This window comes from Shivajiella indica, assembly GCF_042683085.1.
GTDB lineage: Bacteria > Bacteroidota > Bacteroidia > Cytophagales > Cyclobacteriaceae > Shivajiella > Shivajiella indica.
The window spans coordinates 30,211-55,328 of sequence record NZ_JBHUIV010000012.1; the positions used below are offsets into that span (position 1 = coordinate 30,211).

Here is a 25,118-nt window from a genome sequence, read left to right on the forward strand (position 1 = left end):
TTAAAATTGAAAGGGAAAAGATAAGGATGTTTCCTGTAATTCTATTCTACTCATTTCTAAGTTAATAATAGCTACCTGTTGATCTCCTTCCGGGGTATTGTAAGATATTTTCAATAACATCTTATTGGGGTAAGGCTGGTTTCCCACATCTTCAAAGGTGGGGTAACTTGCCAAAAGAGAACCCATTCCCTTCATGGAGGTACTGCTTAACTCCTCTACCTTTCCATGTTTTGTACCCACTCTGGAATGATACCTTACGCCATCTCTAACTTGTGTAAGTTCAAAATATTGCCCAATCCTGATCAATCTATCCCTATAACTGAATTCATGGGGAATATTTGAATAGACCAAATTCTGAAGTAAATCCAACGAAAGCTTAAGGTCATAACGGTCTTCAATTTCCTGAAAACTCATATTGATATCCTGACCGTTCAGTCTATCTTTTATTCTGACTTTATCTTTTGTGATAGAACCCCTGAATGCTTCCAATCCCAATCCGGGCGTGATACTAAACCAAATGATAGAGTCTTTTTTCGCTCTGAAACTGATCGTACCTCTTGTCGTTTTCCCGCTTGCTTCCTCAATTACTATTCTGCCTTTGGAAGATAAATAATCAAATTCAAGGTATTTAGGCTCAAATTCCTGCATCACCTCGTCTGAAGTATAGAGATTGGTTTTTTTAGCACAACCCGCTAACATTACCAACAATAATAAAATACTCCCTAAAAATATCCTAATCATAATATCTTTGATCCTTAATCTTTTTATATAAAAATTCTGAAGTTTCTTCCCCTCCCTCTGCTTTTTTCCAATATGTTATGGCTTCACTCCTTTTTCCCAAATGATAAAGAATATCTCCATAATGTTCTAACATTACCCCACTTGGTTTTTCTTCATTTTCCAAAGCCCTTTCCATATATATCTTGGCATTTTCATAGTCTTTTAATTGAAATAAAACCCAGGCGTACGTATCAAGGTATGTAGCATTTTTAGGAAACTTCTTAACCAAAAGACCTGACATTTCTTTGGCTTTTTCCAAGTCCTGCTTTTTTAACGACAAATAATATGCATAGTTGTTGAGTACATGCTCATCTTCCGGTCTTGCAGACAACACCTCCTGATAAGCTTTAAACGCCTCTTCACTTTTTCCATTCAAATGATAGGTATCCCCCAATGATGCTTTGATAAGCAATTCCAGCTGTTTATTTTTTCCTTCATTTACCTCCATAGCAGTCAAAAAAGACACTTCTGCCTCTTCCCCTTTCTTTTGTGCAAGTTTTGAAGTGCCATCAAAAAACCAAAAATCAGCCCTAACAGGAAATTCATCCACTGCAATGTTCGTATAGCTTTCGATTTCGGCATAATCCATTCCTAATTCAAACATCAAAGTAATTACCCCTTGAAGTACCTGTTCATTTGATGGGCTTATTAAAAGCGCTTTTTTATATTGTTCCAAAGCAGCTGTTTTATTGTTTTCAAATAAAAACCGGTCTCCAACTATGGTCAAAACATCAGGATCATTTGGGTGAAGTTCCAATAATTCTTTCTCTAAATTATCAAGAAGAGCATCTCTTCTTACAGTTTTGACTTCTTGAAGAATACCTGAAAAAGCTTCGGCTTTCACCCTTCCTTCCAAATCCGGATTAGAAAAGGCCAACTGAATGAGCTCCTCTGATTTATCCACTTCCCCTTTTTCCTTAAATAGCGCATAGGCAGCAAGTTGGAGTTCGGGTTGATTGGGATAACTGTCCAGGGACTTATTGATCAGGTCAATGGCCTGGTCAGTCCTTCCGTTGTTAAATAAAATTTCGACCAGGTTAAGTACGTATTGGGAATTCCCGGGATGGGCATCTATAAGTTTTTCCCCTTCTTTAATCGCACTTGGTAAATCATTTTTCCTCAGATAAATCCTTTGCTTTTGAATAGTCAATTGTTCAGCAACCCCATAATAATCCTCTGCACGGTCCAAGGCATTCAGCGCATGATCAAAATCACCAGCTGTTAAATACAATGAGGCCAAATCAAGAATGTAATTTTGATTTTCCTCTGAATTGGCCATTAAATTTTCTAAAATTTCTGCGGCTTTTTGAGGCTGTCCTTGTTTGGAATATACTTCAGCCATTACCAAATTGTAATATTTGTTATCCGGATCTTCCTGAACCGCCCTCATTCCATATTCCACCGCATCATCCACCCTATTGGCACGAAGCAATAATTCTGCAATTTTAAAATTGATGGCTGCAGAATTAGGGCTCATCTCACGGGCTTTCTGGAAATAAAAATATGACCTATCAAAATCTTCCAACATCAGGAATCTTTGACCGTCAATGAAAAGCCTGGACGCCCTAGCTTCCTCCATTTGCTTTTTTCTTTCTTTTTTGGAAAGCTTTTCCTGTGCAATTGCCTGGATGCCCAGCGAAAAAATCAGTAGGAAATAAAATAGAATTTTTAGATGGATCTTCACGAAGTGTACGTTAATTCAAAACTATTTTGGCCAGACTAAATCTAGATAAACTTTGTGGTTTTTTGAAACTTAGCTGATAAAGGTTGACCGTTTTTTAACTAAACACAAACTTAATGCCTTTTTGTTCTCTTTGACAAAATGTCCTTCTCAAACAATAAGGCCTTTTAACAATATTTAATTTTCTGATTAGGATTTACCGGTACTTCCATATCCCCCAGCCCCCCTTTCAGTTTCTGACAATTCATTGGAAAGTTCCCATTGAATCTGCTCATGTTTTGTCACAACCATCTGGGCTATCCTCTCGCCATCTTCTACCTTAAATGGCTCATTGGAAAGGTTTACCAATAACACTTTTACTTCTCCTCTGTAGTCCGCATCAATGGTCCCCGGGGTATTCAGCACTGACAATCCGTATTTATAGGCCAAGCCACTTCTTGGTCTGATCTGGGCCTCATATCCCGCCGGCAGCTCAATATACAGGCCAGTCCCGATCAGCTTTCTCTCCAAGGGATTGAGAAGAACAGGCTCCTCAAGATTTGCCCTTAGATCCAATCCTGCGGCCAATGGCGTCTGATACTCAGGTAAGGGATGTTTGGACTGGTTGATTACCTTAATTTTCATGATTTTATACTTTTTATCTTGCGTAAGGTTTCGTTTATCTCCTGTTTTTCAAAAAACAAAACTACAATAACAAAAATAATCACAAGACCATTCTTCAAGATAAATTGAAGCATAGGAATGTCAAATTTAAAATAAAAGCCCAAATAGCTTAATCCAAAGCCAAAAAAGAGATAAAACAAATCTCTACCGGTCTTATACGGAATAGGGAAAAATTTTTGCCCATAAAAAAAGCAGACCACTGACATTACAAAATAACAGACCAGTGTACTCAAAGCCGCTCCAAGGTAACCCAACATTGGAACGAAAAGAAAAATAACCAAAACTGTAATCAAGGCACCCATCAGGGTTAGATAAAAGGAATATTTAGTTTGATCTGTTAATTTGAACCAAATACTTAGATTGAAATAAATTCCCAAAAAGAGATAACCAAATAGCAAAACCGGAACGATATAAAGCCCTTCACCATAGCCTTCTCCCCGAAGGAAAAGTTTCCCCAACAAATCCAGATTTACTGAAATGGCAACCATTAGGGTGGTACAGAAAATGACAAAGGCATGCATTACTCTGGCGAAAAGTTCAGGACTGTTTTTGTCAGAAGATTGATTGAAAAAGAATGGTTCAGCTGCATATTTAAAGGCCTGAATAACCAAATTCATGAATATAGCCAATTTGAAATTGGCACCAAAAATACCACCTGCCTCTCTTTGGCTTAAGCCTTCATAGAAGTTTTCAGGTAATACATATTCAAATAATCCCCTTGAAAAAACTTCGTTGGTCACTCCAGCCAAACCCATAAACAATAATGGGACTGCATAATGCCACATAGGTTTTAGGAAGTTTTTATCAATGTGGAAGATAAATTTTCCAGACAATTTGAATAATACGGGAAGCATGAGAGCATTGGCTATCAAGTTGGATAATAATATATAATCCACTCCCCAACCTGATACATAAAAGCTTTCAACCAAAGGCCTTAAAGATGGGAAAATATCCCCTGTCCAAACATGAAAACAGAAAACAATGAAAAATACATTCAAGCCAACATTCAAAAGGATATTTAAAAGTTTGGTCATTGCAAACTGTAAAGCTTTATTTTCCTTCCGTAATTTGGCATAAGGCAATGCCAGCACAGCATCTATCGCCAAAATCCATGCTGCCCATTTAAATAGATGCTCTTGACCAGGATAACCCAACCAATCTGATAATGGAACGGCACTGAAATAAATCAAAGCTCCCAAAATGAGAGAGGAGGTAATCAAAAGGGATTGTATTTGGTCAAATACTTTCTGAGGATCCAGCCCTTTTCCGGTAGCATACCGGAAATAGGTTGTTTCCATGCCATAAGTGAAAATGATATTCAAAAAAGCTATAAAAGCATAAATAGCAGTAAATGAACCCAATGCTTCCTTATCCAAATATGCCGTATAAATAGGTAAAAGCAAAAAATTAATGGTTTTCCCAAGTATACTGCTGATGCCATATATGGCTGTCTGGCCTGCAAGCTTTTTGATTTGGCTCATTTTAAAAATGAAAAGGGGAATTACTCCCCTTTGAATACTGGTTTTCTTTTTTCCAAAAAGGCTGAAGTACCTTCCTTATAATCTCCAGATTTCACGCACCGTGCAAAACTGTTAGCTTCTGTTTGGTATCCATTTTCATCGGAAATAAATACTGCATTGACACAATCGACAATCATTCCGATAGCCAAAGGCGCTTTGCTCATTATTTTAAGAAGGATTTCCTCTGCTTTGGTCATGGCTTCTCCTTTTGAAGGCAAGACATAATTGACAAGGCCCAAAGAAAGTGCTTCATGGGCTCCTATCATATCTCCTGTCATCATGAGTTCATTGGCTTTCCCTCTTCCGATCAAATAAGTCAGTCTTTGGGTGCCTCCATATCCTGGGATGATGCCCAGATTTACCTCAGGTTGCCCAAATTTAGCATTTGCTGTGGCTACCCTCATGTGGCATGCCATTGCCAGTTCACAGCCTCCTCCAAGAGCAAAGCCATTGATGACTGCAATTACCGGTTTGTGGCAATTTTCAATCAAACTGAAAATTTCCTGACCATTTTCTGCAAATTTCCTTGCATTCAATTCATTCAGTTCCGCAATTTCACTGATATCCGCCCCGGCAATAAATGCCTTTTCCCCGGATCCTGTAATAATGACCGCTTTGATATGTTTGTTATCAGCAACTTCATTAAAAATATCTCTGATTTCTTCAAGGGTTGCAAAATTAAGCGCATTCAATTTGGACTCTCTGTTCACCGTCAAATAGAGAATGCCTTCCTTTTCTTCAGAAAGTATATTTTTGCTATCAGCCATAGAAATAGGTGAAGGTTAGAGATCAAATATACAAGCAGGAAGCACATTCCCAAAGGATTTCTTAGAAAAATACAATAGATCCAGGACTTATCACTGATCCTTTGCCTATTTGAATTATTTTAATATTCACCTATTAAAGTGCTAAATTAAGATAGGTTTCCCGGTCTAATCAGCCATTTTTTTATACTTTTGCCTCATATTGAATAATCATTTAAATCAATTTTATATGTCGGCAAAAAGAAAAATTACCGTGGCCTATGGCGATGGAATAGGGCCTGAAATCATGGACGCGACTCTTAAAATCCTTGAAGCCTCGGGTGCCCAGTTGGAATATGATGTCATAGAAATCGGCGAACAGGTGTATTTGAAGGGAATAAGTTCAGGAATGGAGCCGAAATCTTTTGATTCTTTAAGGGAAACAAAAGTTTTTTTGAAATCGCCTATTACTACTCCACAAGGCGGAGGATTTAAAAGTTTAAATGTCACAACCAGAAAATCCTTTGGTCTTTTTGCCAATGTTAGGCCCTGTAAGGCTTATTCTCCCTTTATCAAAACCCATTTTCCCAAGACCGACATGGTGATCATTCGGGAAAATGAAGAGGATCTTTATGCGGGAATCGAACACAGACAGACCCAAGAGGTTTATCAAACCTTGAAATTGATATCCCAACCAGGTTCCGAAAAAATCATCCGTTATGCTTTTGAATATGCTAGAAAATATGGCCGTAAAAAGGTCACATGCATGACAAAAGACAACATCATGAAACTTGCTGATGGTCTATTCCACAAAACTTTTAATGAGATTGCCAAAGAATACCCGGATATTCAAACCGACCATAAAATCATCGATATTGGGTCTGCCTTGATCGCTGAAAGACCTGAAATTTTTGATGTTATTGTTACATTAAACTTGTATGGTGACATCATTTCAGATATTGCTGCACAGGTTACCGGGTCAGTAGGACTTGGCGGTTCTGCAAATGTAGGGCAGGAAGTGGCCATGTTTGAGGCTATTCACGGTTCTGCTCCTGATATTGCGGGAATGGATATTGCCAACCCATCCGGTTTACTGAATGGAGCTATAATGATGTTGGTTCATATAGGACAACCAGAAATTGCAGAAAAAATAGCCAATGCCTGGATGAAAACTTTGGAAGATGGGATTCATACGGGAGACATTTACCAGGAGGGAATCTCATCCAAAAAATCAGGAACCCAGGAATTTGCCCAAGCTGTCATTGAAAGATTGGGTCAAAAACCTTCCAATATGACTCCTGCTGTATTTGACAAATCTTCCACAGCTCCTCTGAATATCAGGTTAAAGCCTGTAACAAAAGCCAAAAAAGAATTGATCGGTGTGGATGTATTCATAGATTGGGATGAGGAAAACAGAAACCCAAATGTAATCGGTGAAAAATTGAGAAAAGCCGATGTCAAAGGTTTAAAACTTCAACTGATTACCAACAGAGGGGTGAAAGTTTTCCCTGATGGTATGCCGGAAACCTTCTGTACTGACCACTGGAGATGCCGGTTCAAAACCGCTGAGGAATCAGTTATTAGTCATGATGATGTATTAGAGTTGCTCAAACAGATTAAAGGGTTGGGCTTTGACTTTATCAAAACTGAACACCTTTATGCTTTTGATGGTGTCAGAGGATATTCCCTGGCGCAAGGTGAGTAAACCTTAAGTCAAACTACTTAGATTAGAAAAAGTATTAATAAAATAAACAAAGCCCTTAAGTTGAAATTTGCTTAAGGGCTTTACAATTATAAATCCCCACAAGGTATAGGGGAAATGGTAGGGATTGTATTATTACTCCCATTCTATTGTTGCAGGCGGCTTGGAAGAAATATCATAGACCACACGGTTAACACCTTTTACCCTATTGATGATTTCATTAGACATTTTTCCAAGAAATTCATATGGCAAGTGGATCCAATCAGCTGTCATTCCATCCACAGAACCCACTGCCCTTAAGGCTACTACCCTTTCGTAAGTTCTCTCGTCTCCCATGACTCCTACTGATTGTATAGGCAATAAAATAGCTCCTGCCTGCCAGACCTGGTCATATAAGCCATGGTTTTTTAATCCCTGGATAAAGATTCTGTCCACCTCCTGTAATGTTTTGACTTTTTCAGCTGTAATATCACCCAAAATCCTGATCGCTAATCCTGGACCTGGGAAAGGATGCCTTCCAATAATTGCCTCTGGAATCTCTAGGGTCCGGCCAACTTCCCTCACCTCATCCTTAAAAAGCGTATTCAAGGGTTCAACAACTGATAATTTCATAAAATCGGGCAAACCTCCCACATTATGGTGGGATTTGATGGTTGCTGAAGGTCCTTTTACAGATACAGATTCTATAACGTCAGGATAAATCGTACCTTGTCCAAGCCATTTTACCCCTTCAATTTTATGGGCTTCATCATCAAAAACTTCAATAAATACCCTTCCAATGATCTTCCTTTTGGCCTCTGGGTCGCTTACACCTGCCAAAGCATCATAAAACCTGGCTTTTGCATCCACTCCAATGACGTTCAATCCTAAGGTTTTGTAGGATTCCAATACCTCTTCAAATTCATTTTTCCGGAGAAGACCATTATCAACAAAAACGCAAGTCAGGTTATCTCCTATTGCTCTATGGATCAACGTAGCTGCCACAGAAGAATCAACTCCCCCTGACAAACCCATCACTACTTTATCATTGCCCAATCTTTCTTTTAATTCTGCAACAGTAGTGTCCACAAACATATCTGAAGTCCAGTCCTGGGAACACCCACAAATTCCCACTACAAAATTCCTTAAAAGGTTTTTCCCCTCTAATGAATGGGTTACCTCAGGATGAAACTGGATGCCATATGTTTCTTCTTCTTGCACCTTGAATGCAGCAACACGGACTGAAGAAGTACTTGCAATTACTTCAAAACCAGAAGGAAGTTCCTTTATAGTGTCCCCATGGGACATCCATACCTGGGAACCATGGGTCATCTCCTTCAATAAATCAAAATGTAAGTCAATATGGTCTAAATTGGCCCTTCCATATTCTCTGATTTCCGAGGGTAATACTTCCCCCCCATATTTATGAGCCAATAGCTGTGCTCCATAGCAAACTGCCAGAATCGGCAATTTCCCGCGTAAGCTATCAAGGTCTATATCCGGTGAGCCCTCATCCCTAACCGAGCATGGACTTCCTGATAAAATAATCCCTTTAATATCAGAGGTTATATCAGGGATTTTGTTAAATGGGTGGATTTCGCAATATACATTGAGTTCCCTCACTCTTCTGGCGATGAGCTGCGTGTACTGGGAACCAAAATCAAGAATCAATATTTGTTCAGCCATGCGCAAAGGTACGTAGCCAAAAGAAAAGGAGAAAAGATTTGAAGAAAAATTCAGAAGATTATTTTGCTTTGATCGAGAATGCTTTTTTTGGGTTATCCACCAAGATCAAATCCAATTCCTTTTGTGTAAAACCTTCTTTGATCATAGCAGGGATCAGCTCGTCAAAAAGTGCATTGAAACCTTTGAAATCCCCACCCTTAGGCTCACCGGGACTATACCATCCTGCATCATGGGACAATAGAACATTTCCTAAAAGATTATTTTCCTTTGCAAAGACCACCCTTTTCAAATGCCCTTCCACATCCCAAACAACTCCATCCAAACTAATCCATGTCCCATATTCCGCTGCTTTGATATAATTGTTGAAGTCTTTCTCATTTTGGGCATGTACCCAGACAAAGTTTGAAGGGTCAACTCCTTCTTGCAACAATACATCTATCTCAGCCTTGGCTGTTGCCCATGGGCCGGTATGGGAAACAATAAGCAATCCTGTTTCTTTATGGGTGATTGCTGCAGCTTGAACCAATTTTTTATCTATAGGTAAAAGCTCTGAACCTTCATTTACAGAAATCTTAATAAAGCCCGGGTAAACTCCAGTTCCTTCAATTCCATGGCGAAATTCATCAATCCATCTTTCTGCCAACTCCCTCGGGGATTCAGTATATGCATGCTCGGGCAGGTATTTGCCACCAACCGCACCATAATAACCGGTATTTGTAATAAACTGAATCCCTGTTAACTCACTAAGCTTTTTCAATAAAATTGGATCTTTCCCCAAGTAAGAAGGAGTGCATTCCACTATTGTATTGACTCCTTTGGATTTGACATCCTCCAAAAAAGGCAATACTCTTTGGATTACCGAGTCTTTATCCCATCGGTGGTATCCAGTTGAATCAGCTCCAATGAAATCCACCAAAATATGTTCATGGATTAAGGTTAAACCCAATTGTTCAGGATTGACCTTCCCCTGAACTGTCATGGAATAGGCTGTATCTTCATTTTTGCTGGTACATGAAGAAATGGATACTAAGAATATAAGTGTTAAATAGAGATAATTGAACATAACCCAAATTCTTTTCCTTTAAAATTAAAAAAAATTAATCAACCGAAGCGAATCATTTTCAGTTATCACCGAGGTCACCGTTCTCCCCTTCAAAAAGGGTCTCAAGTTCCACTGCATGTATTTTCTCCACTTCTTCCAGATATCTTCCAAACACCGCTTTATTTCCATGTGTCAAAAATACTTTTTCAGCCCCTGTAGCTTTGATCGCTGAAATCAAGCCTTCCCAATCAGCGTGATCGGACAAAACAAAACCTATGTCAGCTGCTCTTCTCCTTCGGGTCCCTCTTACATTCATCCACCCTGAACAAATACCCGTTCGGTAAGGTGAGAATTTCTTAACCCAAGCTGAACCCATAGCTGATGGAGGAGCAATGATCAAACTGCCTGAATCTTTATTTTTAGAAAAGTTTTGGGGAACTTTAGGGATATCTATTACTGGAACTTTGTTTGAAATCAATGCTTGGTTTGTATTCCAGATGGCTCCATGGGCATAAACCGGCCCAATGGAATGGTCCAGATGCATGATGATTCTTTGGGCCTTTCCTAAGGAATAAGCAAAAAGTAAAGAATTCCTTCCTTGGGAAGCATTTTTTTGCCACCAGTTATTAATCTCTGCAAATATTTCCTTTTGGGGCCTCCATTTATAGATGGGTAATCCAAAAGTACATTCTGAGATAAATTCATGGCATTTGACAGGTTCAAAAGGTTGGGATAAGCCATCATCCTCCACTTTATAGTCTCCGCTTACTACCACAATTTTACCTTTATGTTCCAATCTGATTTGCGATGAACCAGGAATATGACCTGCAGGGTGCAAAGAAATTCTTACTCCGTTAATTTCTATCCATTGATTGTATCCAATAGTCTGCAATGAAATATCACTTCCTAGTCTCAACTTCATTATTTCCTCTGAATCATGGTGGGCAAGATACTTTTTCATTCCCCACCGTGCATGGTCTGAATGGGCATGGGTGATGATTGCCTTATCCACCGGTCTCCAGGGATCAATAAATAAGTCGGCTAAAGGACAGTAAAGCCCAAAATCGGTGAGTTCTAAAATATTGGAGCTAGGCAAATCTCTTTTTTATGATTTTGTATGGAAAATAAGCCTTCAGATTTCCTCTAATTCTTTTCCTGGTTTAGGATAACTCAATCTAGCTAATTTTTTCCCCAAATGATACTCATCCAGACCAGAAACAGTTACTGTACCTAATTTATTGAGATCTAAAGAACCATCAGCTCTCAAGCCTTTTTCATCTACACAAAGTAATTCTATAGAGGCAATCACCAAAACGGTTCCATTGACTTGAAGGGTTTGGTATTCTACTAATTTACACCCAACCTGTACTGGGCTTTTTGCTACAAATGGGGCAAAAAACCCTTCATTATACACTTTTTCAATCCCAGTGGCTTCAAATTCAGACTCCTCATATCTGGCTGCAGTTTGATGCGCTTGTTTAAAAAATTCTTCTGTCACATGATTCAATGTGAAATATCCAGTGTTCAGGATATTTTCAAGTGTATGTCTCGCAACGGTATTCGGTCGGAATAAAACCCCAACCAAAGGAGGAGTGGCTCCGATATGGAATACCTGGGAAAAGGGGGAAAGGTTGGTCCTACCATCCCTGTCCTGAGTTCCTATAAGATTGAGACTTTTATATCCAGAAATGGAATTGACCAAGTCTCTTCGAAAAAATGATTCTGCTTTCAAGATGGAAGACTTATCAAAAAACTTCATCATGTCAATATAGCTTCTTCGATAGAGTCACAATATTTAATATCAAGCAAATGGATAATATTATCCGGATTGTTTTTAACGATCTGTTCTTTTGCGATCATGACCATTTTCTCAAACCATTTCTCCTCAGGAAGGATTTTTCTGTGCTTCCTCAGCCCTAGATCCAACATTTTATTTTTCCAATTGAGGAAATACCACTCCATACTCGGTTGATGAAATGCTCTTAATGACCTTTTATCAAAAATGAATTTCTCAAATTTACCTGCTTCAACAATTTCACTGATTTGATTAAAAGTGCTTATAAAATCATCAATCGGTATGTAATCTGTCAATAGTTCACAAATTAAAATCCCTTTATCAGAATTAGCATAAACCTTTGCATACCGAATTTCAAACTCCAGTTTGAAATTGTAATCTTCAATAATATTGATGGTGGTATTCATGATGCTGTACGAGTGAGTTTAATGAAATGACCGGTTTTTTAAATTATTACCATTGGTAACTTCAGCTTTAAAGTTCCCTAAATTTTCTTCCAGCCTGATGGCATATTCCAAGGTAGATTTTATCAACTCCTGTTGAGACTGTATTTGTTCTTTCAATCTTGATAATTCTATATTCATATTGGCCAACTTGGCTTCATATTCTTTTTTGAGCCTTTCTTTCTCCAGTCTGGCCTTTTCTAATTCTTCCTTGAAAATCAAAAACGATTCCGGTGGAGTTTTCATAATCTTATACTTTAATCCCAGGGATAATACCCTGTTAATACTACACTTTTTCTAACCGAATTGTTTGAATGATTTTTAGATTACATTGATTTTATGGAGGAAAGTCCTCCATCCAGATGCAAAACTTGCCCAGTCATCCAACTGGATTGATCAGAAAGTAAAAAAACTGTAGAAGATGCAATGTCTTCAGGTTGACCATATCTTCCCAGGGGATGTCTTTTGTTCGACGCTTCCTTTTTTTCATCATTTCCTAATAAACCGGAAGCTAAGGGAGTATCTGTCAATGATGGTGCAATAACATTCACCCTGATTTTTAAAGGAGCCCACTCTGCTGCCAAAGATTTAGCTAATCCTTCCAGAGCTCCTTTGGCACTCGAGATCGAGGAATGAAAACCTAACCCAACACTTACTGCAACAGTACTGTATAGGATTACAGATGCAGAATTGGATTTTTTCAAACCTTTCAAACAAGCCTGCAATACCTTTATAGCCCCCATAACATTCACTTCATAATCTTGACGAAAATCTTCCAGCGAAAAGCGATGGAATGGTTTAAGATTGATGCTTCCCGGGCAATAAACCACACCATCTATAATCTCCGGCAGACCCTCCATGGCTTCAAAATCCCTTGTCACATCCAACTGTTTTCCAAGTCTTCCACTTTTTGAATAAGAAAATATATTTGCCCCCAAGCTATTCAATTGTTCAACGACAGATTTTCCAATACCTGAGTTGCCTCCAATGATCACCACATTCTTATTCTTCATAAATTTTTACTTTTTTTATTTAATCCAATAGGAAAGAAAATGTTTTGAATTTTCTGTAAATAAAAAAACCGGGACCATGCCCGGTTTTAAGTTGGTTTAGTTTTAGAAATTCAAATTATAAATTGATATAACTCATAAACTCTTTTCGGGTGTTTTCGTCTTTTTCGAATTTTCCACTGTAAAAAGAGGTTACCGTAGAACTGTTGACATCCTGAATTCCTCTTGAAGAAACACACATATGATGGGCATCAAGGATCACTGCCACATCTTCTGTTCCTAAGATTTCTTTAAAAGCATTTCCAATCTGCATTGTCAAACGCTCCTGTACTTGAGGCCTCTTGGCGAAATATTGAACAATCCTATTGATCTTTGACAGACCGATTACATGACCATTAGATATATAGGCAACATGGGCTTTGCCATGGATCGGAACGAAATGGTGTTCACAATTCGAGTAAAAAGTGATGTCCTTTTCCACCAACATTTCGTTGTATTTATATTTATTTTCAAAGAGTTTGGCGTCAGGCATATTTTTAGGATTAAGCCCACTGAAAATCTCCTTGACATACATTTTGGCAACCCTCCTGGGAGTTCCTTTTAGACTGTCGTCTGTTAAATCCAAACCTAGGATATGCATGATTTCTCTAAAATGCTTTTCAATAAGTTCCATTTTAAGTTCATCATCCATTTCAAAGGCATCTTCTCTCAAAGGAGTTTCTGCGGAGGTGCCTAAATGCTCGTCTCCGATCTCGTCGATACTGTTTGAGAAATCAATTCCCATCGTATTCAACAAAGTTTCTTTCTGTTTCATATAATCGAATCGTTAAATCGTATTTGTTTTCTATTTTTTTCCTTAAAATATGCCAAATAACCACAGCAATATTTTCCGCAGTTGGGTTAAGGTTTTTAAATTCATCTGTATCTAAATTTAAATTTTTATGGTCAAATTTATCCGTTACGTGTGATTTTATGAGATCGCTTAATAGCTTCATGTCATATACATAACCAGTATGGGGATCAATTTCCCCCACTAGTTTAACAATTAACTCGTAATTGTGTCCATGGTAATGATAGTTGTTACACTTGCCAAATACCTCTCTGTTTTTTTCGTCAGACCACTCAGGATTATGTAACCTATGGGCAGCATTAAAATGTTCTTTTCTGTATACCGCTACTTTCATTACTAGACAAACAGGAATTTAATTATTTTTGTTTAATTTTTTTATTTTTTCTTTAAACAAAAAAATTATTTATTTGATAATCAGTCTTTTATTTATGCAAAATACTTCAAATAAAGAAAAGATTACCGAGGTTAAACATATTTTATCAACTAAACAGTTCCCAATCTTTCAATTCTATAAAAATCCATTAATTTATTAAGACGTTTACAAATATTTATTTATTAAAACTGTTGATCAACAAAAAATTACACTTGGAACTTTTTTTGTTTAAAAACCATTTGACATATTAGTGTAAAATTATAATCACCCTTATTTGTAAATGCGAAGAATCACCCTGATTATCACTCTCATTCTTAGCGGTACCTTTTCAAGTAATTATAGCGTAAACAGTTCTCCTTATTATGATATGGAGGAATTAAAACTTGAAGACCATTTCGTGGAAATGGTTAGTACCCATAGCTCCAATGCTGCAGTAGCGCTTCCCCAAAGCGATGTATTGACTTACGGTATCAAAGGATATTTAAAACTTAAATCTGAGGGAAAATTTCCTGAAGGCAAACCTTTGACGGTCATTGATTTCACACTCCCCTCTTCTGAAAAACGCATGTGGATCATCGATATGAATAATGGGGAAATCCTTCATTTCGGGTATGTTTCCCATGGAAGAAACTCTGGTGATCTTATGGCTAAGAAGTTTTCAAATGTAAGTTCGTCCTATATGAGCAGTTTGGGATTTTACTTAACAGGAGAAACTTACCAAGGGAAACATGGCTATTCTTTAAGGTTGGATGGTTTGGAAAAAGGCTTCAATGATAAAGCCAGAGAAAGAGCGATAGTCATTCATGGCGCAAATTATGCCAATGAAAGCTTCATTAAACAAACAGGCCGTTTAGGAAGAAGTTTAGGTTGCCCAGCTCTTCCTGAGGAAATTGCCGGTGATATCATCAACCTGATCAAAGAAAATTCATTATTGTTTATCTATGGTCAAGACGAAGATTATCTCACCAAATCAGCCTTATTAAACGCCTGACCTTTGGAATCTACTTTCTCTCAAAGAGGAGTAGATTTCATTATCACGTGAATATAAATCCCTCCTGAAAAAATAATCCCCTTTGCTGTTTGCCCAATAGGTTAGATAAAAGACAACAACAGGGATTTTTCTATCTAGCATGACAATCTTTTCTTTTGGGAGATGCATGGCCTCTCTGATTTTATCATCTGTCCAGCTAGGATCAAAAGAAAGAAGCAATTTAGCCAATTCAAATGGTTTTTGAATACGGATACAACCATGACTCAAAGCCCTATCTTCTCTATCAAAAAGACTTCTGGCTGGAGTATCATGGATATAAACACTGTGTTTATTAGGAAACATGAATTTAACCAGTCCCAAAGAATTGTTTTCCCCTGGTTCCTGACGGATAATATAGGGAAATGTTCTGGGATTCACTTTAGCCCAATCTATTGAAGAGGCTGGAACCTCTGAACCACTTGCTGTCAAAACTTTCATGTTATTCCTTGCAAGATAATTGGAATTCTTTTTGACGGATGGAATAATCTCGTTTCTTGTGATAGAATTGGGGACAGTCCAAGTCGGACTAAAAACAATGTAAGACATTTCCGCATTAAATTGAGGGGTGGAGTGATAGCTCTTTCCAACAATTACTTTTGAACTCAGAAGGGTATCCCTTCTTTGAATATAATCCAATTGAAAATTTGCGGTATTTACCAATATCAATTCAAGATCTTTGATTTTATCCGGCAACCATCGTAATCTTTCAAGGTTAACAGAGGCTGTCTTGATGAGGTTTTCCGGACTTTGGTTTAATGCAAAGACTGTTCCTTGACCAATTACCCCGTCAGGAACCATACCATGTCTAAATTGGATTTTTTTAACTCCTACTTCCATGATGGAGTCATACAGCTTCTCATTTTCAAAATTATAAGGCTCCAGAAAATCCCAGAAAATCAGTCTTTTTCTGATTTCGGGTATTAGGTTATGAACTTCCTGCTGTTTAATGGATTTATCTAATTTTAACGCTTTCCAACTTAATCCCGAATTGTTGAGATCCTTTTCATAGAAAGTGAACAATTCTCTCAAGCCATCCCTCATTTTCTTATAAATTGTAAAAGACGGATAAAGGCCCTCCAAACTCTTTCTTATGCTTTCTTCCTGTAATGCATCTTCCAACCTTTCATCAATCTTTAATTCCGGCGCCGATCTTTGAATATTCCAGGCAGTCTTTAAATTTTCAGGATTTACTTTGCCCAAATACAAATGGGAAGAAAGCATGATATAAGCATCCGTCAACAATAAATCCAGGGTAGCCAAATCAAAATTTGTCAAAGCATTGGCATCTTCCTCTACTTTTTCAAAATATTGATTGATAATATTTAGGTGATAATCATCAGGATTTAGTCCATCAAACTTGGCTTGCTGTATCTCATACCTCATTTCATAAGCCCGTTCAGTTATTTTTTTTTCTATAACCCAAGCTGGATGAAAATTCCTTTCCTGATAAAATTTTTGAATTATAATTGAGCTGAAAAGTAGTGTTCCTCCCACCGTTTTTCTCTCATTTGGATCATCATCTTCAAGTTGATTTCTAATGAGGAAATCCATACCATTTTCATCCTGAAGGTTCTGCCCTAAAACGGTAAAACTTACCAGGACTATTAATAAACCCAAAAAAAGATTTTTCATGGTTTTTATTCATTTATATTATTTATACGAAAAATTAAGGTCAAAGATAGATCCAGTCAATAAAAACAGAAATCAAAAACTAAAAGATTGCTTTTCTTTATTGATATACCTAATTACTGCACATATTTTTCAATTATGGAAGTCAATAAACCTTTGGAGTCAAGAATCAAATCCGAAATTTCCCTGAAGGCTCCCTGACCTCCACTATACCTCGAAACAAAATCTACCTGGTTGCTTACATAGGGTATGGCATCAGATGGACTGGCGGAAAAACCAACTTTTTTCATCAAGGGTATGTCAATTAAATCATCTCCTATATAGGCAACCTCAGAGGCATCAATTTCCAAAACATCCAGAATTTCATCCAGTTTTTTCAATTTATCCTTCACTCCATGATAATGGAAATCAAAATTCAGTTCCTCACACCTATACTCCACAACTTTGGAATTTCTGGCAGTAAGCGCTCCTACCAAAATCCCACTTTTCTTCAAATGGCCAATGATAAATCCATCTTTAACATTGAATCTTTTATATTCAAGTCCATTGTCATCATAAATAATCCCTCCATCTGTTAACACACCATCAACATCGGTAATAATTAATTTAATTTGTTCCGCTTTTTTTACTAATGCTTCACTTAGTTCAGGAAAATATTTGGGCATGTTTATTTCTTTTTCTTCCAATGAATTGAGTAGAGGTCTAGCCTTCTTTGTTCAAGGTTACGAACACTCCCAGCTTTTCTTTGCTTTGTCAATAAATCCAGATCCACATCGGCTACAATGGTAGTTTCGGCATTTTCAGATGCCTGGGCCACTGTCGCATCATGTGGGAATGAAAAATCAGACGGAGAATATATGGCAGATTGTGAAAATTGTATATCCATATTCTCCACCCTGGGCAAATTGCCAACAGAACCCGTGATGGCCACATAACATTCATTTTCTATGGCTCTGGCTTTGGCACAAATATTTACCCTCAGAAAGGCATTTTTAGTGTCTGTCCAAAAAGGCACAAACAAAATGTCCATTTCCTGTTCCGCCAAAATTCTGCCCAATTCCGGAAATTCTACATCATAACAGATCAAAATACCTATTTTTCCAGCATCTGTATCAAAAACCCTAATACCATTCCCTCCCTGTAAGCCCCAGTAAGAAGCCTCATCGGGAGTAATATGCAATTTATATTGTTTATCTGTAGTTCCATCTCTCCTACATAGATAGCTCACATTCCTCAATTTTTTCCCATCATATTCAGGCATACTCCCGGCAATGATATTTACATTGTAGGAAAGTGCCAAATCACTCATTCTTGTAATGATCTCATCTGTATAATCCGCAAGATTTCTAATGGCTTCTGATGCATCCATATCATTAAATTCAGCCAAAAGTGGGGCATTGAAAAACTCTGGAAGTAAACAAAAATCCGACTTGTATCCTGATACCGTATCGACAAAAAATTCTACCTGTTGCATCAAATCATCCACAGAGTTGAATCGGCGCATCTTCCACTGTACCAAGCCCAAACGGACAATGGACTTTTTATTGCCAATGAGCTTTTCATCTTTTTCATAATAGATATTGATCCATTCCAGCAAGGTAGCATAAGCCCTGGAATCTGTATCTTCCGGCAAATATTTGGTGATTACTTTTCGGACGTGAAATTCATTCGCCAATTGAAAAGAAAGGACAGGATCAAAAATTTCTTTGCTTTTTACCAGGTCAATATATTTTCTGGGTGTCATTTGATCATAAAACTTCGAATACCCAGGTATCCTCCCCCCGGCAATAATAGACCTCAAATTGAGATTTTCGCATAGCTCTTTCCTGGCATCATAAAGCCTTCTGCCAAGACGCATTCCTCTGTAGTCCTTATGGACAAATACATCCGTCCCATATAGTGTATCCCCTTCATCATCATGGGTGTCAAACTTTCCGTATCCTGTGATCTGATCATAGGTATGGTTATCTCCAAATTTACTATAATCAACAATCAGACTTAAAGCTGCTGCTACTACCTTTCCATTATCCTCGATACAAATCTGCCCTTCTGGAAATGCCTTCAACTGGTTTTTAAGCTCCTGTTTGGTCCAAGCCCCTCCTTGATCCCTATAAATACTGACCATGATTTCTCTAATGTCATCATAGTCGGACAATTTGATATTCCTTAATTTTAACCGATGTTCTAATTCTTCCTTATGCTTACTCATAAGACAAAATTAACTAAAATTCAATCATTTATTTTAGATACCATAGATCTGACAGAAAAAACAAATCTAAATACTCTAAACCAAACAATTTTTCGTCCAAAGCCATTTTAATAATACTAATACTGTAAATTAATGCTCAAAGAGTAAATTCTATTCGCTATGGTTGATAAAATTATGGAATTCAAAAAGAATAAAATTGGGGATTTATTTGAGTTTATCAATGATCTATTAAATATCAGGTTATTTTCAATAGGGGAATCAAGCCTAACCATAGGGCTTCTGATAACCTTGATCATTTCTGTATTTTTATTGTTTTTTATTTCTGAATGGATAAATAAATTACTGGTAAACAAACTCTTAAAAAGGTACCACCTGGAAAAGGGAACCAGACAATCTGTAGGGGCTATAGTAAAATATGTCTTAATCATCGCAGGTCTATTTTCCATTCTCCAGACCAATGGGATTGATTTAAGCGCATTTGGAATTCTTGCAGGTGCTTTAGGGGTAGGTATAGGTTTCGGATTACAGAATATCACCAATAATTTTATCAGCGGTTTGATTATTCTATTTGAACAACCCATAAAAATCGGGGACAGAATTGAAGTTGGGGAAATCACGGGTGATGTTATCAAAATTTCAGCAAGATCAACAACTGTGGTCACCAATGATAATATTTCAGTTATTATTCCCAACTCCCAATTCATTGATGGACAGGTAATTAATTGGTCACATAATGAACACAAAGTAAGATTCAATTTCCCAGTAGGCGTATCTTACAAAGAGAATCCGGAAAAAGTGAAATCAGTATTAATGGAAGTGGCACTAAATAATCCAAACGTATTGAAAAATCCAGAGCCTGATATATTATTTGAAGACTTCGGAGATAGCAGTTTAAATTTCAATGTAAGGGTTTGGACTTCTGAATATGTCAACAAGCCTAAGGTTTTAAAAAGTCAACTGTATTATGAGATCTTTAGGAAATTTAAAGAAGAAAGCATAGAAATTCCTTTTCCTCAAAGAGATATTCACCTAAAAAGCAGTGAAGAAAAATTGAATATTTAAGGTTTTTTTTATTTATTTACCGAGCTAGTTTACAAAAAATTCGACGTATTTATAAAAATGCTTTTTGTATAGAGGGAAATGAAGCGGTTAATTTTGTCAATGTTTTTTTTAATGATAACCCACCTTTTGGCTTCACAAAGCTTCTACAGGTACAGGTTTGAGGCGCCTTGGTCCCTCTCAGCGTCTATTGGCCCTACACAGTATTTTGGCGAGCTTTATTCTTTATGGAAGTATGATGAAGGAATTCAACCTGATTGGAACGTAAATTTTGCAGTAAGAAGGGTTTTGGGAACATACATAAAAGCTAGAGTTGAGGGCACTTATTATCAGATTTCAGGACAAGATCCCCCAGCAGATCCAAGAAGTAACAGGGAACCAAGAAATCTTCATTTTATGGCGAGAAACTGGGAAGTATCCGCCATAGGGGAATTCTATCTCAAACCGGTAAGACAATACAATATCACCAGACATTTTTTAAATTTTTATGGTTTTGCAGGAGTTGGCGTTTCTTCCAACGAACCAAAAGCAGAGTTGAGAGGTGAGTGGGTAGCCCTTCGTCCCTTACAATTGGAAAATAATCCCTACGAAAAATATATTATCGTCTTTCCAACCGGTATAGGTATGAAGTACAAGGCAAATGTGTGGATGGACTTTATCCTGGAACTCAATTACCGATGGACATTAACTGATTATATGGATGATATCAGTGCTTATAATGTGAGTGAGTTTTACCAGGATCTTGTTAAAGATTATGGCACAAATGGAGAAGGACCAAATCCGGACAGGCTGAGATTAGCCATAAGAAATCTTGATTTTTATAGAGAAAACGGAGAACCGGATGTTGATAAAATCTTAAGAAACGGAGGAAGGGTAAGAAGAGGATCCGGTTTGGATGAAAGATTTGACGGTTACCTCACTTTAAACATAGGTGTCGAACTTTATTTGTCTCAGGATATCTGGGACAACTGGATTTTGAGAAACCGATTAAAAGAAAAAAGATATAGATTCTGGTAATTAAAAGAAATTCAACCCAAACGTCGGATCCATTCACTCCTACATTCCATTCCGAAAACTTAAGCTTTAACTACCTGGATTAAGCTTAGTACTTTTTTATCAGCCGATTCCCGTTAATTTTTCTATTTTTGCAAGCAATTCTCTAAATACAACGCAATTATTCAATAATGGCTGATTATAATTTTCAGGAAATAGAAAAAAAGTGGCAGGCATACTGGGAAAAAAACCAGGTTTTCAATGCTAAAGCTGATACTAAAAAATCTAAATTCTACTCATTGGACATGTTTCCTTACCCTTCTGGATCAGGTCTTCATGTAGGTCATCCCTTGGGATATATAGCCTCTGATATTATCACCAGATTTAAAAGGTTAAAAGGTTTTAATGTATTACATCCAATGGGATATGACTCTTTTGGACTTCCCGCTGAGCAATATGCCATCCAAACCGGTCAACATCCCGCCATTACAACTGAACAAAATATAAAGAGATATACAGAACAGTTAAAAAACATTGGTTTTGCTTTCGATTGGGATAAAGAGGTGAGGACTTCTGATCCTGCTTACTATCGTTGGACCCAATGGATTTTCATGCAACTTTTTAACAGCTACTATGATAAAGATGAAAATAAAGCAAAAAGCATTGCCTCTTTGATCGGGAAATTCGAAAGCAATGGAAATATTGGTGTTAATGCCGTTTGTGATGAAGACGTCCCATTTTTCACTTCCTTAGACTGGAAAAATTATTCCGAAAAAGAGCAACAGGAAATTCTTTTAAAATATAGGTTGACATTTTTAGCTGAAACTACCGTCAATTGGTGCCCTGCATTAGGGACCGTTTTATCCAATGATGAGGTCAAAGACGGTTTCTCAGAAAGAGGTGGCCATCCTGTTGAAAGGAAAAAAATGATGCAGTGGAGCATGAGGATCACCGCTTATGCAGAGCGTCTGCTCAACGGCCTTGAGCAAGTGGAATGGTCTGAGCCCATAAAAGAAATGCAGCGTAACTGGATCGGAAAGTCCATTGGTGCAGAAATGGTTTTTCAGGTTAAGGGACAGGACAAACAGATTAAGGTATTCACTACACGGATAGATACAATTTACGGGGTTACTTATTTGGCATTGGCTCCGGAACATGATTATGTTCATGATCTGATTACTGAAGACCAAAAAGAAACTGCTCTGGCCTATGTTGAAGTCGCCAAAAACAGGTCTGAGAGAGATCGAATGTCAGATGTTAAAACTATTTCGGGAGCCTTCACAGGGTCCTATGCCATCAACCCTTTTAATGGGGAAGAAATCCAGATTTGGATTGCAGATTATGTCCTTGCAGGATATGGAACAGGTGCAGTCATGGCAGTTCCTGCCCATGATGAAAGGGACTATAATTTTGCCAGACATTTTGGACTGGAAATAAGACAGGTCATAGAAGGAAGTATGGAAAATGGATCCTTCCCCGGAAAAGGAGGAACCATCATCAATTCGGGATTCATTTCAGAATTAGAGATGAAAGATGCCATGGAAAAAGCCATTTCATTCCTGGAAGAAAAGAAAATCGGTAAAGGAAAAATCCAATACCGTATGCGGGACGCTATTTTCACGCGACAAAGATACTGGGGAGAACCTCTACCGGTTTACTTCAAGGAAGGTCTGCCCTATTTGATCAAAGAAAAGGACTTGCCTTTGGTATTGCCTGAGGTGGATAAATACTTACCCACAGAAGATGGGGAACCTCCTTTGGGAAGGGCTTCCAACTGGATTTATAAAACAGAAGAAGGTGAGTTTCCGCTTGAAAAAAGTACCATGCCCGGTTGGGCAGGTTCAAGCTGGTATTTTTTCCGGTATATGGATCCCAAAAATGAAGAAAGATTGGTTGAACCAGAAATTGAAAAATACTGGGGTGCAGTAGATTTATATATCGGAGGCGCAGAACATGCTACCGGACACCTACTATACTCCCGGTTTTGGACAAAATTTCTTTATGACATCGGAGTGGTGAGTATTGAAGAACCTTTCCAAAAAATGATCAATCAGGGGATGATACAGGGAAGGTCAAATTTTGTGTATAGATTAAAAGGAACCAATACCTTCGTAAGCTATGGGTTAAAAAACCAATATGATACGTCGGAAATGCATGTTGACGTCAACATTGTCCATAACGACCAGTTAAACCTTGAGAAATTCAAGGCTTGGAGACCTGACTTGGAAGATGCAGAATTTATTCTGGAAGATGGCAAGTATATCTGTGGAGCCGAAGTGGAAAAAATGTCCAAGTCAAAATACAATGTGGTCAACCCGGATGACATTATCGAAAGATATGGTGCAGATACCCTGAGGTTATATGAAATGTTCCTTGGACCTTTGGAACAGTTTAAACCATGGAACACCAACGGTATCGACGGAGTGTCCAAATTCCTTAAAAAATTATGGAAACTTTATCATGACAATCAAGGAAATTTCAGCATTTCAGATGAAAAACCAAGTCAGGAAGAATTGAAGATTCTTCACAAAACCATCAAAAAGACACAGGAAGATCTGGAGAACTATTCCTTCAATACCTCTGTGGCCTCTTTCATGATCTGTGTCAATGAATTGACTGCATTAAAGTGCAATAAGAGAGAGATTCTTGAAAGCTTGGCCATAATTGTTTCGCCATACGCCCCACACATCGCTGAGGAATTGTGGGCTAAATTAGGTCATCCTCAATCTATCATATTTGCCGAATTCCCAGAATTCAAGGAAGAATTTTTGGTGGAAAACAGCCATGAATATCCGGTATCTATCAATGGGAAATTGAGAGCTAAATTACCCCTTCCACTTTCACTTAGTAAAGAAGATGTGGAAAAGGCAGCCCTTTCAGATCCAACAGTACAAAAATGGACAGAAGGAAAACCACCAAAGAAAGTAATTGTGGTACCAGGTAAAATTGTAAATATAGTCATCTAATAGAGAATCCGGGGTTTAGGATTAGAGTCTTCCCCCGGATTTTTTTAAGTTTCCTATGAATCGCCTTTACTTCTCCTTGGCCGCCATTTTCTCCTCAGGGATATTCTCTTACTCCTATTGGAAGGAATGGATTCAAATCAAATGGCTGAATAGTTCAGCGGTACTCTTACCTGAAAAACCGGAAGCTCCTTATTTTCACTCCACCGAAGAACTTTACCTGAGGGTTCTACTCGTATTTGCCATCGCATTTTCATTGATATTTTCTCTATCCATTTTCTTTACACTCAAAAAAATGTGGAAAGCAGTGTTTTTTTGCTTTGTTATGAGTATGCTTTGCATTTTGGCTGTAATGATCAATGGGGCAATTAAATAATCTTTCTACCTTTGACCTCATGGAAATATCAAATAACACAGTAGTAGGCCTGACCTATGAATTGAAAGTAAGCAAAGAAGAAGGAGAAATCGAATCCGTTCCTTTTAGTGTTGAAATCAGAGATGAAGAAGACCCGTTCTATTTTATATTCGGTCAAAGTGGCCTTCCTGAAAAATTTGAAGAAATGTTGATTGGAAAAAAGGAAAAAGACACATTTGGCTTTATTATTAAAGCGGAAGAAGCCTATGGTGAAGCAGATGACGAGCTGATCATGGCTTTACCAAAAAATCAATTTACCAAAGAAAATGGATTTGAACCCGGTATGTTGGACGAAGGAAATTTCTTGCCATTGATTGATGAAAATGGGTATCCAATGCAAGCTAAAGTACTAAAAGATTTGGGTGAGGAGGTTCTTTTGGATTTCAATCATCCCTTGGTTGGGTTTGACCTTCATTTTGAAGGGGAAATATTTGAAGTCAGGGAAGCAACTCCTGAGGAATTGGATCATGGGCATGTTCATGGCGAACATGGTCATCAACATTAAAAAAATCACCCTTGAGGAAGAAAAATCCTCAAGGGTTTAATTTTTTAT

General features: G+C 37.7%; 24 protein-coding genes. 7 read left to right on the forward strand and 17 right to left on the reverse strand.

From position 1 onward, the window contains the following. The 5 genes from lolB1 to ACFSKV_RS08300 all read right to left on the reverse strand — a co-directional run bounded on the left by lolB1 (position 1) and on the right by ACFSKV_RS08300 (position 5,411). On the reverse strand, positions 1-741 hold the full coding sequence (gene lolB1 / locus ACFSKV_RS08280; protein WP_380801488.1) for a lipoprotein insertase outer membrane protein LolB1: 741 nt from the start codon (positions 739-741) through the stop codon (positions 1-3). Then, positions 734-2,464: a tetratricopeptide repeat protein gene (locus tag ACFSKV_RS08285; protein WP_380801489.1), complete on the reverse strand. Its 1,731-nt coding sequence runs from the start codon at positions 2,462-2,464 to the stop codon at positions 734-736. Before ACFSKV_RS08285 ends, lolB1 begins: the two co-directional genes overlap by 8 nt. Positions 2,465-2,650: 186 nt before the next feature. Further along, positions 2,651-3,085 carry a dUTP diphosphatase gene (gene dut / locus ACFSKV_RS08290; RefSeq protein WP_380801490.1) on the reverse strand — a complete coding sequence of 145 codons (435 nt, stop codon included), beginning with the start codon at positions 3,083-3,085 and terminating at the stop codon, positions 2,651-2,653. Then, on the reverse strand, positions 3,082-4,605 hold the full coding sequence (locus ACFSKV_RS08295) for a lipopolysaccharide biosynthesis protein (protein WP_380801491.1): 1,524 nt from the start codon (positions 4,603-4,605) through the stop codon (positions 3,082-3,084). The genes dut and ACFSKV_RS08295 overlap by 4 nt, the downstream gene beginning before the upstream one ends. Before the next feature lie 20 nt (positions 4,606-4,625). Then, complete coding sequence (locus tag ACFSKV_RS08300) at positions 4,626-5,411, reverse strand: enoyl-CoA hydratase/isomerase family protein (RefSeq protein WP_380801492.1); 786 nt, start codon at positions 5,409-5,411, stop codon at positions 4,626-4,628. 226 nt (positions 5,412-5,637) lie between these two features. Between ACFSKV_RS08300 and ACFSKV_RS08305 the strand changes: the two genes are divergently transcribed. Next, entirely contained in the window at positions 5,638-7,092 is a 1,455-nt protein-coding gene (locus tag ACFSKV_RS08305; RefSeq protein ID WP_380801493.1) for an NADP-dependent isocitrate dehydrogenase, read from the forward strand. A gap of 132 nt (positions 7,093-7,224) precedes the next feature. On the opposite strand, the gene guaA is transcribed toward ACFSKV_RS08305, so the two are convergent. The 9 genes from guaA to ACFSKV_RS08350 all read right to left on the reverse strand — a co-directional run bounded on the left by guaA (position 7,225) and on the right by ACFSKV_RS08350 (position 14,228). Beyond that, a complete protein-coding gene (guaA, locus tag ACFSKV_RS08310) occupies positions 7,225-8,754 on the reverse strand; it encodes a glutamine-hydrolyzing GMP synthase (protein WP_380801494.1) in 1,530 nt (509 codons plus the stop codon). Between the two features lie 58 nt (positions 8,755-8,812). After that, a complete protein-coding gene (locus ACFSKV_RS08315; RefSeq protein ID WP_380801495.1) occupies positions 8,813-9,817 on the reverse strand; it encodes a phosphotriesterase family protein in 1,005 nt (334 codons plus the stop codon). A 58-nt stretch (positions 9,818-9,875) separates the two neighbouring features. Next, positions 9,876-10,892, reverse strand: coding sequence for a ligase-associated DNA damage response exonuclease (locus ACFSKV_RS08320; RefSeq protein WP_380801496.1), 1,017 nt, complete (start codon positions 10,890-10,892; stop codon positions 9,876-9,878). Positions 10,893-10,928: 36 nt separating this feature from the next. Next, positions 10,929-11,558 carry a flavin reductase family protein gene (locus ACFSKV_RS08325; protein WP_380801497.1) on the reverse strand — a complete coding sequence of 210 codons (630 nt, stop codon included), beginning with the start codon at positions 11,556-11,558 and terminating at the stop codon, positions 10,929-10,931. After that, on the reverse strand, positions 11,555-11,998 hold the full coding sequence (locus ACFSKV_RS08330) for a hypothetical protein (RefSeq protein WP_380801498.1): 444 nt from the start codon (positions 11,996-11,998) through the stop codon (positions 11,555-11,557). Before ACFSKV_RS08330 ends, ACFSKV_RS08325 begins: the two co-directional genes overlap by 4 nt. Before the next feature lie 18 nt (positions 11,999-12,016). Continuing rightward, positions 12,017-12,280, reverse strand: coding sequence for a hypothetical protein (locus ACFSKV_RS08335; RefSeq protein ID WP_380801499.1), 264 nt, complete (start codon positions 12,278-12,280; stop codon positions 12,017-12,019). A gap of 80 nt (positions 12,281-12,360) precedes the next feature. Continuing rightward, the gene (locus ACFSKV_RS08340; protein ID WP_380801500.1) at positions 12,361-13,047 is read right to left on the reverse strand and encodes an SDR family NAD(P)-dependent oxidoreductase; all 687 of its coding nucleotides are present in this window, start codon (positions 13,045-13,047) and stop codon (positions 12,361-12,363) included. A 115-nt stretch (positions 13,048-13,162) separates the two neighbouring features. Beyond that, positions 13,163-13,858 (reverse strand): GTP cyclohydrolase I FolE, encoded by a 696-nt coding sequence (folE, locus tag ACFSKV_RS08345; RefSeq protein ID WP_380801501.1) that lies wholly within the window; start codon positions 13,856-13,858, stop codon positions 13,163-13,165. Beyond that, positions 13,818-14,228, reverse strand: a complete 411-nt coding sequence (locus ACFSKV_RS08350; protein ID WP_380801502.1) for a 6-pyruvoyl trahydropterin synthase family protein — start codon at positions 14,226-14,228, stop codon at positions 13,818-13,820. The genes folE and ACFSKV_RS08350 overlap by 41 nt, the downstream gene beginning before the upstream one ends. 319 nt (positions 14,229-14,547) lie before the next feature. Between ACFSKV_RS08350 and ACFSKV_RS08355 the strand changes: the two genes are divergently transcribed. Then, the gene (locus ACFSKV_RS08355) at positions 14,548-15,258 is read left to right on the forward strand and encodes a murein L,D-transpeptidase catalytic domain family protein (RefSeq protein WP_380801503.1); all 711 of its coding nucleotides are present in this window, start codon (positions 14,548-14,550) and stop codon (positions 15,256-15,258) included. Here ACFSKV_RS08355 and ACFSKV_RS08360 read toward each other — a convergent pair. From ACFSKV_RS08360 to ACFSKV_RS08370, 3 genes are all read right to left on the reverse strand, one after another. Beyond that, positions 15,247-16,929, reverse strand: coding sequence for a L,D-transpeptidase family protein (locus ACFSKV_RS08360; RefSeq protein WP_380801504.1), 1,683 nt, complete (start codon positions 16,927-16,929; stop codon positions 15,247-15,249). The genes ACFSKV_RS08355 and ACFSKV_RS08360 overlap by 12 nt on opposite strands. A gap of 113 nt (positions 16,930-17,042) precedes the next feature. After that, entirely contained in the window at positions 17,043-17,591 is a 549-nt protein-coding gene (locus tag ACFSKV_RS08365) for a KdsC family phosphatase (protein WP_380801505.1), read from the reverse strand. A gap of 2 nt (positions 17,592-17,593) precedes the next feature. Next, the gene (locus tag ACFSKV_RS08370) at positions 17,594-19,135 is read right to left on the reverse strand and encodes a GNAT family N-acetyltransferase (protein ID WP_380801506.1); all 1,542 of its coding nucleotides are present in this window, start codon (positions 19,133-19,135) and stop codon (positions 17,594-17,596) included. A gap of 159 nt (positions 19,136-19,294) precedes the next feature. Here ACFSKV_RS08370 and ACFSKV_RS08375 point away from each other — a divergent pair, with 159 nt between their 5' ends. The 5 genes from ACFSKV_RS08375 (at position 19,295) to ACFSKV_RS08395 (ending at position 25,070) form a co-directional block, all read left to right on the forward strand. Next, complete coding sequence (locus ACFSKV_RS08375; protein ID WP_380801507.1) at positions 19,295-20,197, forward strand: mechanosensitive ion channel family protein; 903 nt, start codon at positions 19,295-19,297, stop codon at positions 20,195-20,197. 78 nt (positions 20,198-20,275) lie between these two features. Next, on the forward strand, positions 20,276-21,211 hold the full coding sequence (locus ACFSKV_RS08380) for a hypothetical protein (protein WP_380801508.1): 936 nt from the start codon (positions 20,276-20,278) through the stop codon (positions 21,209-21,211). A 167-nt stretch (positions 21,212-21,378) separates the two neighbouring features. Next, on the forward strand, positions 21,379-24,153 hold the full coding sequence (gene leuS, locus ACFSKV_RS08385; protein WP_380801509.1) for a leucine--tRNA ligase: 2,775 nt from the start codon (positions 21,379-21,381) through the stop codon (positions 24,151-24,153). Positions 24,154-24,208: 55 nt separating this feature from the next. Beyond that, a complete protein-coding gene (locus ACFSKV_RS08390) occupies positions 24,209-24,526 on the forward strand; it encodes a hypothetical protein (protein WP_380801510.1) in 318 nt (105 codons plus the stop codon). 19 nt (positions 24,527-24,545) lie between these two features. After that, the gene (locus ACFSKV_RS08395; protein ID WP_380801511.1) at positions 24,546-25,070 is read left to right on the forward strand and encodes an FKBP-type peptidyl-prolyl cis-trans isomerase; all 525 of its coding nucleotides are present in this window, start codon (positions 24,546-24,548) and stop codon (positions 25,068-25,070) included. The last annotated feature ends 48 nt before the right edge of the window (positions 25,071-25,118 follow it).

Excerpts from the sequence above, each read along its gene's own strand:
- leuS (WP_380801509.1), top strand. The coding sequence starts at position 21,379 with ATGGCTGATTATAATTTTCAGGAAATAGAAAAAAAGTGGCAGGCATAC.
- ACFSKV_RS08370 (WP_380801506.1), bottom strand. The coding sequence starts at position 19,135 with ATGAGTAAGCATAAGGAAGAATTAGAACATCGGTTAAAATTAAGGAAT.
- ACFSKV_RS08380 (WP_380801508.1), top strand. The coding sequence starts at position 20,276 with ATGAAGCGGTTAATTTTGTCAATGTTTTTTTTAATGATAACCCACCTT.
- ACFSKV_RS08300 (WP_380801492.1), bottom strand. The coding sequence starts at position 5,411 with ATGGCTGATAGCAAAAATATACTTTCTGAAGAAAAGGAAGGCATTCTC.
- ACFSKV_RS08325 (WP_380801497.1), bottom strand. The coding sequence starts at position 11,558 with ATGATGAAGTTTTTTGATAAGTCTTCCATCTTGAAAGCAGAATCATTT.
- dut (WP_380801490.1), bottom strand. The coding sequence starts at position 3,085 with ATGAAAATTAAGGTAATCAACCAGTCCAAACATCCCTTACCTGAGTAT.
- ACFSKV_RS08315 (WP_380801495.1), bottom strand. The coding sequence starts at position 9,817 with ATGTTCAATTATCTCTATTTAACACTTATATTCTTAGTATCCATTTCT.
- ACFSKV_RS08350 (WP_380801502.1), bottom strand. The coding sequence starts at position 14,228 with ATGAAAGTAGCGGTATACAGAAAAGAACATTTTAATGCTGCCCATAGG.
- ACFSKV_RS08390 (WP_380801510.1), top strand. The coding sequence starts at position 24,209 with ATGAATCGCCTTTACTTCTCCTTGGCCGCCATTTTCTCCTCAGGGATA.
- folE (WP_380801501.1), bottom strand. The coding sequence starts at position 13,858 with ATGAAACAGAAAGAAACTTTGTTGAATACGATGGGAATTGATTTCTCA.
- ACFSKV_RS08340 (WP_380801500.1), bottom strand. The coding sequence starts at position 13,047 with ATGAAGAATAAGAATGTGGTGATCATTGGAGGCAACTCAGGTATTGGA.
- ACFSKV_RS08330 (WP_380801498.1), bottom strand. The coding sequence starts at position 11,998 with ATGAATACCACCATCAATATTATTGAAGATTACAATTTCAAACTGGAG.
- ACFSKV_RS08355 (WP_380801503.1), top strand. The coding sequence starts at position 14,548 with ATGCGAAGAATCACCCTGATTATCACTCTCATTCTTAGCGGTACCTTT.
- lolB1 (WP_380801488.1), bottom strand. The coding sequence starts at position 741 with ATGATTAGGATATTTTTAGGGAGTATTTTATTATTGTTGGTAATGTTA.
- ACFSKV_RS08395 (WP_380801511.1), top strand. The coding sequence starts at position 24,546 with ATGGAAATATCAAATAACACAGTAGTAGGCCTGACCTATGAATTGAAA.
- ACFSKV_RS08365 (WP_380801505.1), bottom strand. The coding sequence starts at position 17,591 with ATGCCCAAATATTTTCCTGAACTAAGTGAAGCATTAGTAAAAAAAGCG.
- guaA (WP_380801494.1), bottom strand. The coding sequence starts at position 8,754 with ATGGCTGAACAAATATTGATTCTTGATTTTGGTTCCCAGTACACGCAG.
- ACFSKV_RS08360 (WP_380801504.1), bottom strand. The coding sequence starts at position 16,929 with ATGAAAAATCTTTTTTTGGGTTTATTAATAGTCCTGGTAAGTTTTACC.
- ACFSKV_RS08305 (WP_380801493.1), top strand. The coding sequence starts at position 5,638 with ATGTCGGCAAAAAGAAAAATTACCGTGGCCTATGGCGATGGAATAGGG.
- ACFSKV_RS08335 (WP_380801499.1), bottom strand. The coding sequence starts at position 12,280 with ATGAAAACTCCACCGGAATCGTTTTTGATTTTCAAGGAAGAATTAGAA.
- ACFSKV_RS08295 (WP_380801491.1), bottom strand. The coding sequence starts at position 4,605 with ATGAGCCAAATCAAAAAGCTTGCAGGCCAGACAGCCATATATGGCATC.
- ACFSKV_RS08375 (WP_380801507.1), top strand. The coding sequence starts at position 19,295 with ATGGTTGATAAAATTATGGAATTCAAAAAGAATAAAATTGGGGATTTA.